This window comes from Ideonella sp., from assembly GCF_041914305.1.
Lineage (GTDB): Bacteria > Pseudomonadota > Gammaproteobacteria > Burkholderiales > Burkholderiaceae_C > Ideonella.
Map to the genome: position 1 here is coordinate 36575 of NZ_JAYSDQ010000001.1, position 15438 is coordinate 52012.

Consider the following 15438-nt stretch of genomic DNA (forward strand, 5'->3'; position numbering starts at 1 on the left):
CTACGGGCCGCCGCCGATCAGCTGCGCTTCGCGTTCGGGCGAGATCACGTTCGCAAAGACGACCGGCTGCGGGCTGGCGCGCAGGGCCGCCAAGGTGTCGGCCACCGTGTCGGCGATCGGGCGGCAGCGCAGCCCGGCGGCGATGGCCCGGTCATGGCGCGCCAGCAGCATGCCGCCGAAGTCCGCGTCGTCTTCCGGGATCCACAGCGGCATTCCGGTCCACGGTGCCACGTTGGCGGCCAGCAGCTCGGCGTCCGAGCGCCAGACGAAGCGGGCGTCGGAGCCGCTGGCGTCGCGGCACGCGTCGAGCACGCTGTGCATCGGCATCGACGGGCCCACGGCATTGAAGGTGCCGGCCACCTGCGTTTGCGCCAGCTGCACGCACCAGGCCGCGAGGTCACGCGCGTCGATCACCTGCACCGGCCGCTCGGGCCGCCCCGGCGCCAGCACGGCGCCGCCTTGGGCGATGCGCCACGGCCAATAGCCGAAGCGGCCGGTGGGGTCGTGCGGGCCGACGATCAGGCCGGGCCGAACCACCGCCGCGCGGCCATCGCACAGTGACAGCAGCGTCTCTTCGGCGCGGGCCTTCTCGCCGCCGTAGCCCTGGGTGTCGGTGGTGACGGGCGTGTGCTCGTCGTGCGGCAGGCCGGGCGGAAAGCGGGCCACGACCGAGATCGTCGACACGAAGACCCAGAACGGCAGCGCGGGCCCCAGCGCCTGGGCCACCGACGTGATCTGCGCCGGCCGGTAGCCGCTGCAGTCGATCACCGCATCGAAGGCCTGGCCGCGCAGCGCCGAGGTGTCGCCGTCGCGGTCGCCCACCAGCGCCCGCACCGGGCCGGGCCAGTCGATGCTGCGCCGGCCGCGGTTGAACACCGTCACGCGGTGCCCTGCCGCCAGCGCAGAGTCAACGACATGGCGGCCGAGGAAGACCGTGCCGCCCAGCACGAGCAGGTTCAAAGAGGCAGAGGGATGTGGCATGGCCGCATCGTGGCACAGCGGCCGGCGGCTGATGACGGCGTACCGGCGCGCGGTCGCCGCCGATGGGCAAATGGCGGGTCTTCCTACATCGCCCCGCTGCAGTCGGGCGCAGTCTGCAGCGATGCCAGCCGCACACGAAGGAGGCACCATGAAGCGCCCCAGTCTGCTTGAGTTGATCGCCCTGGTGGGGGTGTTGATCGACGCGCCGGTTCAGGCCAGCGTGCCGCTGCCACCGGCCGCGCCGGCGGCGTCCGGCGCGTCGGCGCCGTCGCCGGCCAAACCGCCCCGCCGCGCCTTGACACCCGAGGAGTTGCGCAGCAGCGCGCAGTTCCCCGACGGCTCGCAACCCGAACGCCCGATCGCACCGCAGGTGGTGATCCCGTTGGGCAGAAAGGCGCCACTGGCACCGCCCGAGCCGGCCGCCAGCGCGGCGGCGGGCGCCGCGGCCGCACCGGTGGGCAGCAAGGTCAACGACCAGGTCGCGCGCTGCAAGGCCTTGTCGGCGCCGGCCCAGCGGGCCGCCTGTGTTCACGCGCCGGCGGCCAGCGCTGCGCCGGGCGGTTGATCGCCTGGGGCCGATGGCGGCCGCAGGCTCAGACCGGCAGCACCACCATCGTCGAGTCTTCTGCCGCTTCGGTCGCTTCGGTCGCTTCGGTCGCTTCAGCCGGTGCCGCCGGCGCGGCGGCTTCTTGCCGATCTGCATCGAGCTGCAGGAAGCGGTCTTCGATGAACTCTTTCTCGGTCAGCGTGCGCTTGAGGTTGTCCTGGATCAGTTCGAGCTGGCGGCGCAGGCGCTGGCGGTCGGCCTCGGCCTCGGCCAGTTGCGCGGCCAGCTCCTTCACCCGCGGTGACGGCGTGGTGATGGTGTCGGCGCCGAGGCCGGCACTGGCCGCGTGCGAGGCCTCGGCCAGCTGCTCGGCCGCATGGGCACGGGCCTGGGCCTGCTGCAGCTGCAGGCGCATCTCGCCCAGCTCGCCACGCAGCGTGCCGGCCTCGGCGGTGGCCTTCTGGTATTGGCGACTGCGCAGCTCGTGCTCACGCAGCTTGTGCACGGCTTCATCGTGGGCTTGGCGCAGGCGCTGGAACTCTTGCTGCACATGCTGCTTCTGCTGCAGCAGGCGGTCGAGCTCGACCTGCTTGGCGCGGCGCCATTCCTCGAACTGCTTGGCGTCGACCCTGGAGACCTCGTCCAGGATGTTGCCCTGCTGGTCGATCAGCCGGTTCAGCGCCTTCGGGTCGCGTTGCGCCCACTGTTGGTAGGGGTCGCCGGGGCGGCCGTTGGCGCCGGGCTGCGCGCGCCCGCCACCCAAACCGCCACGCGCCGTTTCGATCAGTTTGGCCAGCTCGCGCTTGGTGTCGGCAAACACCTCCAGCGTGTTGTCGGCGGTGCGGTTCAACCGGCTCGCGTGGGCCTTCAGGCTGTTCGCAAACGCGGACAGATCGGCCTGGCTGTCGCGCATGTGGACCATCATGCGGTAGGCCATGTAGGTGCACAGCGCCACGAACAGCAGGTTGCAGGCGATCACCGCCGCGATGCCGAAGTCCATCAGGTTCATGGTCGCGGGCCTTCGGCGATCATGCCCTGATGAAGACCAGGCGGCCGTCGCCGTAGCCGGGCACCGACAGCCGGTAGTCGGCGCGGGCGACCGAGCTGTCGACCGCGGCGCGCAGCTTCGCGAAGTCGCGGGCGACCAGGTTGGCGCCCTTGAAGCGGGCGTCGGACACGCCGATCTGGCTGAGCAGCAGCGGGGTCATGTCGCGGAAGAACGCGATGCCGCTGTCGATCATCTCCTGGCTCGGCGTGCCGTCCTGGATCGCGCGGCGGATGTCTTTCGGGTCGGCCTGGATCGCGCTGCCGCCCAGCATGCACAGCGCCGGCAGGTTGGCCGCGGCCAGCGCGCACAGGTTGCCACCCTCTTCGGGCGAATACACCGCCAGCAGGTTCTGCGAGGTCAGGTGGGTGCTGTCGAACTTCTCGCCTTCGATCACGCGGAAGGGCACGCCCGGCATCCAGGCCTGGATGAAGCGGCGCAGCGCGCGCACGCCTTGCACCGGCTCGGGCGACACGGCGCCAGGCTCGGCCACGGCCGGGCGGCTCAGCACATTGCCCACCGCGGCGAGCAGCTCGTGGTCGTGAAAAGGCTTGTGGACGATGAAGGCCGCGCCGTTGGTCAGCGCCTGCTGCAGCAGCGAGGGCGTGGTCTCGGTCGTGACGAAGCCGACCGCCAGGTCGCTGTGGCCCAGCTGGCGCACGGTCTGCAGCAGCTCGATGCCGCTCATGCCCGGCATGTGCCAGTCGGACACGATCAGGTTCGGCAAACCCCGCTCCAGCGCGTCGAGCGCGGCCTCGCCGGAGGCCACGGTCTCCACCTCGGTGCGGCCGAGCGCCTGGCTTTCGAGCACGCGACGGATGATGGCCTGCATCGCCCGGCTGTCGTCGACCACGAGCACGCGGCGGGTCCCGACGGGACTGGCGAGCGTGCTCACGCAAGAGCCTCCAGCTTGCCAGCGCGGCGGGGATACGAACAGCAGCGTGACATTTTTTGCATTTCGGAAGAGGCCCTCCACAACCAGGCCCTGTCGCGGTATCGGCAGGGCCGGGCGCCAGCTTGAGGATCGCATGGCGATGGGGCGGCCGGCAGCGTTCACAGGGCGGCGTGCTGCGCACTTGTTGGCGGACAAGTTCAGGGCGCTGTACGCCATCCGGCGTATTTCGCGCCGGCGGCCGGCTGCCTACCCTGCAGGGCGTCTCTGTTCAACCCCGCAGGAGCCCCGCAGTCATGAGCACGTCCCGCACGCCTTCGAGCCCCCGTCGTCTCTTTGCCCGCCAGGTCAGCGCCGTGGCGCTGGCGGTCGTGGCCGCCACCGGCCTGCCGCTGGTGTCGCTTTCGGCCCAGGCCGCCGACACCATCAAGGTCGGCGTGCTGCACAGCCTGTCCGGCACCATGGCCATCTCGGAAACGGTGCTGAAAGACACCGTGCTGATGGCGATCGACGAGATCAACGCCAAGGGTGGCGTGCTCGGCAAGAAGCTCGAGCCGGTGGTGGTGGACCCGGCGTCGAACTGGCCGCTGTTCGCCGAGAAGGCCAAGCAGCTGATCACGCAGGACAAGGTGGCGGTGGTCTTCGGCTGCTGGACCAGCGTGAGCCGCAAGTCGGTGCTGCCGGTGTTCGAAGAGACCAACTCGCTGCTGTTCTACCCCGTGCAGTACGAGGGCGAAGAGCTGAGCAAGAACGTGTTCTACACCGGTGCCGCGCCGAACCAGCAGGCGATCCCGGCGGTCGAGTACCTGATGAGCAAGGACGGCGGCGGCGCCAAGCGCTTCGTGCTGCTGGGCACCGACTACGTCTACCCGCGCACGACCAACAAGATCCTGCGCGCCTTCCTGCACAGCAAGGGCGTGGCCGACGCCGACATCATGGAGGAGTACACGCCCTTCGGCCATGCCGACTACCAGAGCATCATCGCCAAGATCAAGAAGTTCTCGGCCGAGGGCAAGAAGACCGCGGTCGTCTCCACCATCAACGGCGACTCCAACGTGCCGTTCTACAAGGAGCTGGGCAACCAGGGCCTGAAGGCGACCGACGTGCCGGTGGTGGCCTTCTCGGTCGGCGAAGAAGAGCTGCGTGGCGTCGACACCAAGCCGCTGGTCGGCCACCTCGCGGCGTGGAACTACTTCATGTCGATCAAGAGCCCGGCCAACACCGAATTCGTCAAGAAGTGGAGCGACTACGCCAAGGCCAAGGGCGTGGCCGGCCACAAGGACAAGCCGCTGACCAACGACCCGATGGAGGCCACCTACATCGGCGTGCACATGTGGGCCGATGCGGTGGCCAAGGCCAAGTCGACCGACACCGACAAGGTGATCGCCGCGATGGCCGGCGAGACCTTCAAGGCGCCGGGCGGCTTCGTCAGCACGATGGACAAGGAGAACCACCACCTGTGGAAGCCGGTGTTCATCGGCGAGGTCAAGGCCGATGGCCAGTTCAACGTGGTGTGGAAGACGCCGGGCCCGGTGCAGGCCGACCCGTGGAGCGACTACATCCCCGAGAACAAGGGCAAGAAAAACACGCCCGAAAAGAAGAGCTGAGCACGTTGCGATGCGGTGGCTGCGTGATCTGCTGTTGATCAGCGCCCTGTGCGCGGCGGCGTCGGCCCAGGCGCTGACGCCCCTGCAGGCGCGGGCCATCGCCGAGGGCGACACCGATGCGCGGGTGGCCGCCCTCGGCGCTGCCGCCGCCGCCGGCGAGCCGGGCCTGGCGGCGTTCGTGCAGGCCCTGCTCGACGACGCGGTGAAGCTGACGCCCACGCAGGTGCTGGTCGTGCAAGGCGACAAGGCGGTGGACGCCGCGAGCGGCGAGGCCGGCACGCTGCCTGGCGACGCCGAAGACGTGGTCAACAACAACCGCATGCGTGGTGCGCTGCAGGCCACGCTGGCCTCGCTGCGCCTGCTGTCGACCGATCGCGGCGCGCGCGCGGCGGCGATCGACGAGCTGGGCAAGCAGGCGATGGACGAAGCGCAGCTGCCGCTGATCGAGAAGGCCTGGGCCACCGAGCCCGACGCGGCGTTGAAGGCCCAGCTGGGCCGCATGCGCGCGGGCGTGCTGGTCGCCGCCAGCGACCCCGCCAAGCGGCTGGACGCGGCGCAGGCGCTGGGCGACAGCGGCGAGCCCACGGTGAAGGCGCTGCTGCTGGAGCGGCTGGCCGATGGGGTGGAGCCCGACGACCGTGTGCGCGCCGCGCTGCGCCAGTCGCTGGACCAGGTGTCGCGCCGCCTGGCCTGGGGCGAGCGGCTGGGTGTGGTCTTCACCGGCGTCAGCCTGGGCAGCATCCTGCTGCTGGTGGCGCTGGGCCTGGCCATCACCTATGGGCTGATGGGCGTGATCAACATGGCCCATGGCGAGCTGATGATGATCGGCGCCTACGCGACCTATGTGGTGCAGAACCTGTTTCGGGCCCATGCGCCGGCGGCGTTCGACTACTACCTTTGGGCCGCGGTGCCGGCCTCGTTCGCCGTGGCGGCGCTGGTCGGTGCGGCGCTGGAGCGCAGCGTGATCCGCTGGCTGTATGGCCGGCCGCTCGAAACGCTGCTGGCCACCTGGGGCATCAGCCTGGTGCTGATGCAGTCGGTGCGCTCACTCTTCGGCGCGCAGAACGTGCCGGTCGAGAACCCGGCCTGGTTGTCTGGCGGCGTGGCGGTGATGAGCAACCTGACGCTGCCGTTCAACCGCATCGCGATCATCGGGTTCGCGTTGCTGGTGCTGGCCAGCGTGGCGTTGCTGATCGCGCGCACGCGGCTCGGCCTGTTCGTGCGCAGCGTGACGCAGAACCGCCGCATGGCCGCGTGCGTGGGCGTCAACACCGCCCGCATCGACACCTACGCGTTCTCGCTCGGCGCCGGCATCGCCGGACTGGCCGGCTGTGCGCTGGCGCAGGTCGGCAATGTCGGGCCGGACCTGGGGCAGAGCTACATCGTCGATTCGTTCATGGTCGTCGTGCTCGGCGGCGTCGGCCAGTTGGCCGGCACCGTGCTCGCGGCGCTGGGGCTGGGTGTGCTGAACAAGGTGCTCGAAGGCTGGGCCGGCGCGGTGCTGGCCAAGATCATGGTGCTGGTGGTGATCGTCGTCTTCATCCAGAAACGGCCGCAAGGGCTGTTCGCGATGAAGGGCCGGAGCGCCGAGGCATGAGCGCACACGGTGCCCGGCCTCGACTGTTGTCGCTCGCCGGCTGGGCGGGCGTGGGCGCGGCGTTCGCGCTGGTGGCGGTGCTGGTGCCGCTGGCGAACCTGGTGCTGCCGACGGGCAGCGTGTTCCACCTCAGCGACTACACCGTGGGCCTGACCGCCAAGATCATGTGCTACGCGATCTGCGCGCTGGCGATGGATCTGATCTGGGGCTACACCGGCATCCTGTCGCTGGGCCATGGCTTGTTCTTCGCGCTCGGCGGCTACGCGATGGGCATGTACCTGATGCGCCAGATCGGCCGCGACGGCAACTACGCGAGCGAGCTGCCCGACTTCATGGTCTTTCTCGACTGGAAAGCCTTGCCGTGGCACTGGGCCGGCTCGGGCAGCTTCGCCTTCCAGATGCTGATGGTGATGCTGGTGCCGGGGCTGCTGGCGCTGGTGTTCGGCTTCTTCGCCTTCCGCTCGCGCATCAAGGGCGTGTACTTCTCGATCATCACGCAGGCGCTGACCTTCGCCGCGATGCTGCTGTTCTTCCGCAACGAGACGGGCTTCGGCGGCAACAACGGCTTCACCGATTTCAAGCGCATCCTCGGCACGCCGATCGCCACACCGTCGACACGCATGCTGCTGTTCGTGCTGACGGGCTGTGTGCTGATCGGCTTCTTCGTGATGGCGCGGGCCATCGTCACCAGCAAGTTCGGCCGCGTGCTGCAGGCGATCCGCGATGCCGAGAGCCGGGTGATGTTCACCGGCTACGACCCGCTCACCTACAAGCTGGCGATCTGGACGTTGTCGGCGGTGATGTGCGGTGTGGCCGGCGCGCTTTATGTGCCGCAGGTCGGCATCATCAACCCGAGCGAGATGAGCCCGGCCGCGTCGATCGAGATGGCGATCTGGGCGGCGGTCGGCGGCCGTGCGACGCTGATCGGCCCGATCGTCGGCGCCTTCTTCGTCAACGGTGCCAAAAGCTGGTTCACGCAGGTGGTGCCGGAGTTCTGGCTCTACTTCCTCGGCGCGTTGTTCATCGCGGTGACCCTGTTCTTGCCGAATGGGCTGGTCGGCCTGGTGGCACAACTGCGCAAGAACAAGGGTGACCGCGCATGACGCCCGAGTTGCAGCAAGCGGGCGCCGAGGCGCTGCAGCGCTGGCGCGAGAAAGAGCAGGTGTCGGCCAGCTCGGGTGGCCGGGGTGCGTCGTTCGGCCGGCCGGTGCACGCGCACGAGCCCGACTTTGCGCATGGCGTGGCGCTGTACCTGGATGACATCACCGTGAGCTTCGACGGCTTCAAGGCGCTCAACGCGCTGAGCCTGGCGATCAACGTAGGCGAGCTGCGCTGCATCATCGGCCCCAACGGCGCCGGCAAGACCACGATGATGGACGTGATCACCGGCAAGACCCGGCCCGACTTGGGCAGCGCGAGCTTCGGCCAGAACATCGACCTGCTGCGGCTGCGCGAGAACGCGATCGCGCAGATCGGCATCGGCCGAAAATTCCAGAAGCCCACGGTCTACGAACAGCTGAGCGTGTTCGAGAACCTGGAGCTGGCGTTGGCCGCCGACCGCCGCGTGCGGGCGAGCCTGTTCTCGCGGCTGAGCGGCGCGCAGCTGGACCGCATCGGCGAGGTGATGGCCTTGATCCACCTGCTGCCCGAAGCTCAGCGCACGGCAGGCCTGCTCAGCCACGGCCAGAAGCAGTGGCTGGAGATCGGCATGCTGCTGATGCAGGACCCGAAGCTGCTGCTGCTGGACGAGCCGGTGGCCGGCATGACCGACGAAGAAACCGAGCGAACGGCCGAGCTGTTTCTGTCGCTCGAAGGCCAGCATTCGCTGGTGGTGGTGGAACACGACATGAAGTTCGTCGAGCAGTTGACCGAAGGCTGGAAGAAGGTCACGGTATTGCACGAGGGGCGTGTGCTGGCCGAGGGCACGTTGTCTGACGTGCAGGCGAATCAGCAGGTGGTCGAGGTGTACCTTGGGCGATGAGATGGCTGACCGTTGGCACACGCGCACCGCGGCATCCTTGATACGGGCCTGCGTCGGCGCATGCCGAGGCCGCCGGGCGACCGGCTCCGTTCATGTCCCCCGGCGCTGGTCTGCGACCACCGCCTCCTCCTTTACTTCACTGCGCCGGTCACCCGCCGCCCTCGGCCCGTCACGGGCTCTGCCTTGCGTTGAGGCACCACGACGGTGCCCGATCGGGACGGCGGGGTGCTTTGCGCAGCGAAGTAAAGGAGGAGCCGGCAGCCGCAGGCTGGCGGCGGGGGACATGAGCGGAGCAGAGTACCGCGGCGGCCTGATCTCGCTGCTACCGTTGCGGTCGTCCCCGAGAAGTTTCGCCCGTTGCCACAGGGTACGACCATGCTGAGCGTGGATTCACTCAACCAGTACTACGGCGGCTCGCACATCCTGCGTGGCGTGGGCTTCGAGGCGGCGCTCGGTGAAGTCACCGTGGTGCTCGGCCGCAACGGTGTCGGCAAGACCACGCTGTTGAAGAGCCTGATGGGCGTGGTGCCCGTCAAGAGTGGCTGCATCAAGCTCGATGGGGTGGAAATCACCCGCGCCACCTCGTACGAACGGGCGCGGCAAGGCATCGGCTACGTGCCCCAGGGCCGCGAAGTTTTCGGCCGCCTGACGGTGGAAGACAACCTGCGCATGGGCCTGGCGACGAAACCCGGCGGCACGCCCATCCCGCCGGAGCTGTTCGAGCTGTTCCCGGTGCTGAAGCAGATGCTCGCGCGCCGCGGCGGTGACCTGTCGGGCGGGCAGCAACAACAACTGGCGATTGCCCGGGCGTTGGCAGCGGGCCCCAAACTGCTGATCCTGGACGAGCCGACCGAGGGCATCCAGCCCAGCATCATCAAGGACATCGGCCGCGTGATCCGCATGCTGGCGGACCGCCGCACGATGGCCATCGTGCTGGTCGAGCAGTACTACGACTTTGCCGCCGAACTCGCCGACCAATACTTGGTGATGGAGCGCGGCGAGATCGTCGCCCGCGGCCGCGGCCACGAGATGGAGACCCGCGGGGTGCGTGCGCTGATGTCGATCTGAACAGGCCTTCGACAATGCTTCGGTCTGTTCGAAGCATCGTCCGATCGCGATACTCGCGGCATGGACGAACAAGGTTTTGCGCGCGAGTTCGGTGCGCTGTACCGTGAGCTCTACAGTGTGGCGGTGCGCCGCATCGACGACGGGCGCGACCAGGTGTCGGCCGAGACCACGGCGCTGCTGCTGCACCTGGCGCAAGCCGGGCCGATGACGCTGTCGGAGATGGCGCAGCATTTCGGCCGTGCGCTGTCGACCTTGAGCGCCAAGGTCGCGGCGCTGCAGGCGCAAGGCTGGCTGACGCGCCAGCGTGACGAGGGTGACGGCCGCCGCGCCGAGATCTGGCTCAGCCCCACTGGCCGCGCGGCGCTGGACGAAGCGCTGGAGGTGCTCGACACCCCGCGCCTGGCCCAGGCGGCCACCCGGCTGGACGATGCGCAGCGCCAGGCGCTGTTGCAGGGCCTGCGTACCCTGATCGCCGCGGTGCCGCCGCGGCGTGCCGATTCAACCCCCGGAGATCCTGACCATGAGCCACTCTTGTGAAAGCTGCGGCATGCCGATCGACAACGGCCGCTACTGCCCCTACTGCGTCGACACCCACGGCCAGTTGCAGGACTTCGACACCCGCTTCGAGCGCATGGTGCAGTGGGCACTGCGCGAGAACAAGGGCCTGGGCCGGGCAGCCGCCGAGCAGCAGACGCTGGCCTACATGGCGCGCATGCCGGCCTGGGCGCAGCACCCGCGTGTCGTGGCCGCCGCCAGCGGCCAATAGGCTCGAATCGGTGCGTGATGGTTGAGCGTTAGGCTCACGCGGCGCGTTGCAACGCCTCGCCGTCCAGCCCGGGCCGGGCGCGGTCGAGCATTCGCCGCGCCAGCTCACCCACACGCTGCAAGGCCTGCTGTTCGGCCGGGCCCCAGCCGCGCCCCAGGCCGAGCCGCACGCAATGGTCGTAGCGCTGGCTGGTGCTGAACATCGGGCCGGGCGCGATGCAGATGTCTTCGCGTAGCGCGGCCTCGAACAGCTCAACCGCGCTCAGGCCGGCCGGCAGTTCGAGCCACAGGATGAAGCCGCCTTCGGGCGAGGTCACGCGCGTGCCCGGCGGGAAGCTGGCGCCGATCAGGCGCCGGGCCTGCTGGATGCGGTGGCCGATCGTCGCCCGCAGCTGGCGCAATGCCTGCTCGAGCCCCGGCTGGTTCAGCGCCTCGGTCATCGCGTGTTCGATCAGCTCGGTGTGGCCGCCGCTCAGCGCACTCTTCAGCCGCCGCACGGGGGCCGACCAGCGGCCGGCTTCGACCCAGCCCAGCCGCAGCCCCGGCGCCAGCGTCTTCGAAAACGAGCCGCACAGCATCACCTGGCCGGTGGTGTCGAACGACTTCAGCGCGCGGCGGCATTCGGCCCGCTCGTGCAACTCGTTGTAGAGCACGTCTTCGATGATCGGCAGCTGGCGGGCGCGGGCCAGTTGCACCAGTGCGCGCCGGGCCGTCAGCGGCATCGTCGCGCCCAGCGGGTTCGACAGCGTGGGCACCGTCAACAAGGCCTTGACCGGCTGGGTGTCCAGCGCCAGTTCGAGCGCCGGCAGCGACAGCCCGGTGCGCGGGTGTGTCGGGATCTCGAGCGCGCGCAGGTGCAGGCTTTCGAGGATCTGCAGCAGGCCGAAGTAGGTGGGTGATTCGAGCGCCACCACGTCGCCCGGCTGGGTGACGGCGCGCAGGCACAGGCTGATCGATTCGAGGCAGCCGTTGGTGACCAGGATCTGCGCCGGGTCCAGGCTGCAGCCCATGCCCAGTGCGCGCCGCGCGACCGCCTCGCGCAGCGGCGCCACGCCGGGCGTGAACGGGTAGCGCGCCAGCGAGGCCTGGTGGCGCTGCATCGCGCGGGCCATGGCGCGCCGCAGCTTGTCGGTCGGGAACAGGTCGCCGCCGGGGCAGGCTGCGCCGAACGAGACGATGGACGGGTCCGACGCGGCGCCCATCACGCGCTCGACCAGGCTGGTGACGCCCACCGCCTGTGACTCGGCCGGCGGGCGGGTGATCTCGGGCACCGCCAGCGCCAGCGCCGGCCGGCGCCGCGGTGGTGGCGGCATCGCCGCGACGAAATAGCCCGAGCGTGGCCGTGCCTCGACCAGGCGTTGCGCCTCGAGCTCGCGGTAGGCCTGCAGCACGGTCGACAGCGACACGCCTTGCTGCTGCGCCATCTGCCGCACCGAAGGCAGCCGGTCGCCGCGGTGCAGCGCGCCGGCGTGGATCAGCGCGGCGATCCGCTCGCACAGCTGGCGGTAGATCGGGGCTTCCGGGGCGGCGGTGAACGGCGGCTCCATGCGCTTGATTGTGCGGTGCGGCATCGGTGGTGAACCGGTACAGATGCCCGCGCGCCGCACCGGTACAGATGCCTTCACAGCGGCGGTGTTCGCTGCCGCCGCCGCTGTCTGTGCCTTGGCGCTGCGGCGTGTGCCACCTACTGTGAGGGCCATGAACCTGACCGACCCCACCCCGCTGCAGCGGCCCTTGCACCTGACCCCGGGCCGGGCGCTGCATTTGTCGCCGCTGGCCGAGACGGGCCGCCATGACCCGCGCCGCTGGTGGCCCGGCCGCTCCGCTGAGGGCGTTGTGACGCTGCAGGTGCTGCGGGGTGCCGTCTGGCTCACCTGGCCGGGCGGCGAGGACGATGTGTTCCTGCTCGCCGGCCAGAGCCTGCTGCTGCCACCCGCGCCCTGGGGCAGCGTGCTGGCGACCGCCGATGGGGTACTGGTCGAGGCCGAGCCGCGCCTGTCGGCGGTGCCTGCGGTGGTGCGGCTGGTGGCTCGGCACCCGCAGCCGCTGAGTGTCGACCTGGGCGCGTGGTGGCGAACGCTGCGCGCCTGACTCAGAGGTTGAGAGTTCTTCGGCCGTGCCCGAAAGGCGCGTCAAAACGCGCCTGATCGAGGCGCAAAGCACAGCCATAGCTTGGGCTATGGCGAGCATTTGCAACGAAGAGCCGGGGCGTTTTGATGCGCAAGGCGGGCATGGGTGAAGGACTCTCAACCTCTCAGGCCGACGAGTCGAACACCACCGCGCGGCCGCGGCCCTGGCGTTTGGCCTCGTAGAGCGCGGCGTCGGCCTGGCGCAGGGCCGAGTCGATGTCGTGGTCGTCGGCGATCACCACCGCGGCGCCGAGGCTGATCGCGCAGGGCAGCTCGCGGCCGTCGAACTCCAGCGGCGACGCGGCCACCCGCGCCGGGATGCGCATGGCCACCGCGCGCGCGTCGCTGGCGCCGGTGAGCAGGATCGCGAACTCGTCGCCGCCGATGCGGGCGAACAGATCGTCGCCGCGCAGTTGCTGCCGGCCCAGGCGCGCCAGGTGGCACAGCATCGCGTCGCCGGCGGCATGGCCGTGGCTGTCGTTGACCTGCTTGAAATGGTCGATGTCGAACAGCAGCACCGCCACCGGCCCGCGCACGGTGCGGGCTTCGGCCAGCTGGGCGCTGGCGCGTTCGATGAAGCAGCGCCGGTTCATCAAGCCGGTCAGCGAGTCGGTCTGGGCCAGCTCGCGCAGGCCGTGCTCCAGGCGCTTGCGGTCGGTGATGTCGAAGATCGCGCCGGCCTGGCCCGCCACGCTGCCCTGGCCGTCGCGGAACACCGCCTTGTGGAAGATCACGTCGTGCAGGCTGCCGTCGGCCCATTTGACCTGCGCCTCGTAGACCTGCCGGCCGCCGCTGGCCAGCAGCTGGCGGTCGGCCTGGTCGTAGACGGCGGCCAGGTGCGGCGGTGCCACGTCGTACACCGTCTTGCCGACGATCTGCTCGCGCGGCAGGCCGAGAAAGTCGACGAAGGCCTGGTTGCAGCCGGTGTAGATGCCCTCGGCGTTCTTCGCGAAGATCGGCGCCGGGATGTTGTCCAGGCTGGCCTGCATCGCGTGGACCTGGGCGCGCAGCCCCTGCAGCTCGGCGAGCGCGCCGGCCTGGGCGGCGACGCGGCGCAGCGCCCGGGCCAGCGCGGGGGCGTTGTCGCGGGCCACCGCGTCGAAGGCGCCATCGCGCCACCACCTCTCGGCAGCGGTGTCGGCGTCGGTGTCGGTGTCGGCCTCGGCACCGGCCGGAAGCAGCGCCAGCCACGGCGTGGCCAGCCCGGCCCCCAGCTGCAGTTGGCGCAGCGCCGCGCGGGCCTGGTCGGCCACCGCCACATCGACCAACAGCAGCGCGCCGGGCTCGCCGAGCCGGCTTCGCAGCTCGCCCAGCAGCCCGACGTCGCCGGCCGCCACCTCGGCCAAGGGCCAGCGCTGCAGGCCCGGCGTCACGGCGTCCAGCCCTGGGGGCAGGGCGGGCGCAGACGCTTCGAGCAACAACAACAAGGCGGTGGGCGTGGGCGAAAAGAGCGTTGATTGTGCAGCCGGCGGCGCCATGGGGCATAGACTGCGCGGCCTGATGACCCTGCACACGAATCCACACATACCCGCATCGGCCGCCCCCCGGGTGGCGGTGATCGGCGGCGGCCCGGCCGGCCTGATGGCGGCCGAGGTGCTGGCCGCCGGCGGCGCCCGCGTCGACCTGTACGACGGCATGCCCTCGGTCGGCCGCAAATTCCTGCTGGCCGGCAAGGGCGGGCTGAACCTGACCCACTCCGAGCCCTTGCCGGCCTTCACCGGCCGCTACGCCGAGCGCGCCGACGAGGTCGGCCGCTGGCTCCAGGTGTTCGGCCCGCAAGACCTGCGCGACTGGGCGGGCGCGCTGGGCATCACCACCTTCGTCGGCAGCTCGGGCCGGGTCTTTCCGGCCGAGATGAAGGCCGCGCCGTTGCTGCGCGCCTGGCTGCACCGGCTGCGCGCGGCGGGCGTGCGCTTTCACATGCGGCACCGTTGGGCGCCGGGCGGGCTGGTGCCGGTCGACGGGGTGCACCACCTGCGTTTCGAGTCGCCCGCCGGCGAGCAACAGGCCGAGGCCGACGCGGTGCTGCTGGCGCTGGGCGGCGGCAGCTGGGCCCGGCTCGGCTCGGACGGTGCCTGGCTACCGGCGCTGCAGGCCGCGGGGCTGGACAGTGCGCCGCTGAAGCCGTCGAACTGCGGTTTCGACATCGGCTGGAGCGAGCACCTGGTGGCCAAGCATGCCGGCGCACCGCTGAAGGGCGTGCTGCTGGATTTCACCGACCGGCTGGGCCGCCCGTTCCACCGCAAGGGCGAATGTGTGCTGACCGCGACCGGGCTCGAAGGCAGCCTGGTCTACGCGGCCTCGGCCTTGCTGCGCGACGAGATCGAAGCCCAGGGCAGCGCCACGCTGCGGCTGGACCTGCTGCCCGAGCGCCCGCTGGACACCCTGACCGAGGCGCTGGCCCGCGGCCGCGGCGCCCGCTCGCTGGCCAACCACCTGCGCGAGCAGGCCGGGCTGCATGGCGCCAAGGCCGGCCTGCTGCGCGAAGGCCTCACCAGCGCCGAGTGGAACGAGCATTCGCGTGACGCGGCCTGGCTGGCCCAGCGCATCAAGGCCTTGCCGCTGACACTGCGCGCCGCGCGGCCGCTCGACGAAGCGATCAGCAGCGCCGGTGGCGTGCGGCTGCAGGCGCTGGACGACGCACTGCGCTGGCGCGCGCACCCGAGCGTGGCCTGCGCCGGCGAGATGCTCGATTGGGAGGCGCCGACCGGCGGCTATCTGCTGACGGCCTGCCTGGCCAGCGGCGTGGTCGCGGCGCGGGGCTTGCTGGCAGGGTGGCCGACCCCTGCGGCCTGATCCCTGCGGCCTGACCCGGGCGGCCCGACA

At 70.4% G+C, this 15438-nt stretch carries 15 protein-coding genes; 10 read left to right on the top strand and 5 right to left on the bottom strand.

Annotated elements, in window-relative coordinates; all coding sequences use genetic code 11:
• On the bottom strand, positions 1-981 hold the full coding sequence (locus tag ACE3SG_RS00175) for an NAD-dependent epimerase/dehydratase family protein (protein WP_374561804.1): 981 nt from the start codon (positions 979-981) through the stop codon (positions 1-3).
• A gap of 148 nt (positions 982-1129) precedes the next feature.
• On the opposite strand from ACE3SG_RS00175, the gene ACE3SG_RS00180 reads away from it, so the two are divergent.
• Positions 1130-1546, top strand: coding sequence for a hypothetical protein (locus ACE3SG_RS00180; protein ID WP_374561806.1), 417 nt, complete (start codon positions 1130-1132; stop codon positions 1544-1546).
• 28 nt (positions 1547-1574) lie between these two features.
• Here the strand turns inward: ACE3SG_RS00180 and ACE3SG_RS00185 are convergent, their stop codons facing one another.
• The gene (locus tag ACE3SG_RS00185) at positions 1575-2537 is read right to left on the bottom strand and encodes a hypothetical protein (RefSeq protein ID WP_374561808.1); all 963 of its coding nucleotides are present in this window, start codon (positions 2535-2537) and stop codon (positions 1575-1577) included.
• Between the two features lie 19 nt (positions 2538-2556).
• Positions 2557-3468 (bottom strand): response regulator, encoded by a 912-nt coding sequence (locus ACE3SG_RS00190; RefSeq protein WP_374561809.1) that lies wholly within the window; start codon positions 3466-3468, stop codon positions 2557-2559.
• Between the two features lie 293 nt (positions 3469-3761).
• Between ACE3SG_RS00190 and urtA the strand changes: the two genes are divergently transcribed.
• The 7 genes from urtA (at position 3762) to ACE3SG_RS00225 (ending at position 10484) form a co-directional block, all read left to right on the top strand.
• Positions 3762-5072 (top strand): urea ABC transporter substrate-binding protein, encoded by a 1311-nt coding sequence (gene urtA / locus ACE3SG_RS00195; RefSeq protein WP_374561811.1) that lies wholly within the window; start codon positions 3762-3764, stop codon positions 5070-5072.
• A 10-nt stretch (positions 5073-5082) separates the two neighbouring features.
• A complete protein-coding gene (gene urtB, locus ACE3SG_RS00200) occupies positions 5083-6669 on the top strand; it encodes an urea ABC transporter permease subunit UrtB (RefSeq protein WP_374561813.1) in 1587 nt (528 codons plus the stop codon).
• Complete coding sequence (gene urtC / locus ACE3SG_RS00205; protein ID WP_374561816.1) at positions 6666-7772, top strand: urea ABC transporter permease subunit UrtC; 1107 nt, start codon at positions 6666-6668, stop codon at positions 7770-7772. Before urtB ends, urtC begins: the two co-directional genes overlap by 4 nt.
• Entirely contained in the window at positions 7769-8650 is an 882-nt protein-coding gene (gene urtD, locus ACE3SG_RS00210; protein ID WP_374561819.1) for an urea ABC transporter ATP-binding protein UrtD, read from the top strand. Before urtC ends, urtD begins: the two co-directional genes overlap by 4 nt.
• A 375-nt stretch (positions 8651-9025) precedes the next feature.
• A complete protein-coding gene (urtE, locus tag ACE3SG_RS00215; RefSeq protein ID WP_374561820.1) occupies positions 9026-9718 on the top strand; it encodes an urea ABC transporter ATP-binding subunit UrtE in 693 nt (230 codons plus the stop codon).
• 60 nt (positions 9719-9778) lie between these two features.
• Positions 9779-10255, top strand: a complete 477-nt coding sequence (locus ACE3SG_RS00220) for a MarR family winged helix-turn-helix transcriptional regulator (RefSeq protein ID WP_374561822.1) — start codon at positions 9779-9781, stop codon at positions 10253-10255.
• On the top strand, positions 10239-10484 hold the full coding sequence (locus ACE3SG_RS00225) for a hypothetical protein (RefSeq protein ID WP_374561824.1): 246 nt from the start codon (positions 10239-10241) through the stop codon (positions 10482-10484). The genes ACE3SG_RS00220 and ACE3SG_RS00225 overlap by 17 nt, the downstream gene beginning before the upstream one ends.
• A 34-nt stretch (positions 10485-10518) precedes the next feature.
• On the opposite strand, the gene ACE3SG_RS00230 is transcribed toward ACE3SG_RS00225, so the two are convergent.
• Positions 10519-12054 carry a PLP-dependent aminotransferase family protein gene (locus ACE3SG_RS00230; RefSeq protein WP_374561826.1) on the bottom strand — a complete coding sequence of 512 codons (1536 nt, stop codon included), beginning with the start codon at positions 12052-12054 and terminating at the stop codon, positions 10519-10521.
• A 127-nt stretch (positions 12055-12181) separates the two neighbouring features.
• Here ACE3SG_RS00230 and ACE3SG_RS00235 point away from each other — a divergent pair, with 127 nt between their 5' ends.
• Complete coding sequence (locus tag ACE3SG_RS00235; RefSeq protein ID WP_374561828.1) at positions 12182-12574, top strand: DUF2917 domain-containing protein; 393 nt, start codon at positions 12182-12184, stop codon at positions 12572-12574.
• Between the two features lie 163 nt (positions 12575-12737).
• On the opposite strand, the gene ACE3SG_RS00240 is transcribed toward ACE3SG_RS00235, so the two are convergent.
• Positions 12738-14039, bottom strand: a complete 1302-nt coding sequence (locus ACE3SG_RS00240; protein ID WP_374561830.1) for a GGDEF domain-containing protein — start codon at positions 14037-14039, stop codon at positions 12738-12740.
• Positions 14040-14112: 73 nt separating this feature from the next.
• Here ACE3SG_RS00240 and ACE3SG_RS00245 point away from each other — a divergent pair, with 73 nt between their 5' ends.
• Positions 14113-15408 carry a TIGR03862 family flavoprotein gene (locus ACE3SG_RS00245; RefSeq protein WP_374561832.1) on the top strand — a complete coding sequence of 432 codons (1296 nt, stop codon included), beginning with the start codon at positions 14113-14115 and terminating at the stop codon, positions 15406-15408.
• The last annotated feature ends 30 nt before the right edge of the window (positions 15409-15438 follow it).

Bases quoted from the DNA above. Each gene is read 5' to 3' on its own strand.
- ACE3SG_RS00180 (WP_374561806.1), top strand. From the start codon at position 1,130: ATGAAGCGCCCCAGTCTGCTTGAGTTGATCGCCCTGGTGGGGGTGTTG.
- ACE3SG_RS00235 (WP_374561828.1), top strand. From the start codon at position 12,182: ATGAACCTGACCGACCCCACCCCGCTGCAGCGGCCCTTGCACCTGACC.
- urtC (WP_374561816.1), top strand. From the start codon at position 6,666: ATGAGCGCACACGGTGCCCGGCCTCGACTGTTGTCGCTCGCCGGCTGG.
- urtB (WP_374561813.1), top strand. From the start codon at position 5,083: ATGCGGTGGCTGCGTGATCTGCTGTTGATCAGCGCCCTGTGCGCGGCG.
- ACE3SG_RS00220 (WP_374561822.1), top strand. From the start codon at position 9,779: ATGGACGAACAAGGTTTTGCGCGCGAGTTCGGTGCGCTGTACCGTGAG.
- ACE3SG_RS00185 (WP_374561808.1), bottom strand. From the start codon at position 2,537: ATGAACCTGATGGACTTCGGCATCGCGGCGGTGATCGCCTGCAACCTG.
- urtE (WP_374561820.1), top strand. From the start codon at position 9,026: ATGCTGAGCGTGGATTCACTCAACCAGTACTACGGCGGCTCGCACATC.
- ACE3SG_RS00225 (WP_374561824.1), top strand. From the start codon at position 10,239: ATGAGCCACTCTTGTGAAAGCTGCGGCATGCCGATCGACAACGGCCGC.
- ACE3SG_RS00230 (WP_374561826.1), bottom strand. From the start codon at position 12,054: ATGCCGCACCGCACAATCAAGCGCATGGAGCCGCCGTTCACCGCCGCC.
- urtA (WP_374561811.1), top strand. From the start codon at position 3,762: ATGAGCACGTCCCGCACGCCTTCGAGCCCCCGTCGTCTCTTTGCCCGC.
- ACE3SG_RS00245 (WP_374561832.1), top strand. From the start codon at position 14,113: ATGACCCTGCACACGAATCCACACATACCCGCATCGGCCGCCCCCCGG.
- urtD (WP_374561819.1), top strand. From the start codon at position 7,769: ATGACGCCCGAGTTGCAGCAAGCGGGCGCCGAGGCGCTGCAGCGCTGG.
- ACE3SG_RS00175 (WP_374561804.1), bottom strand. From the start codon at position 981: ATGCCACATCCCTCTGCCTCTTTGAACCTGCTCGTGCTGGGCGGCACG.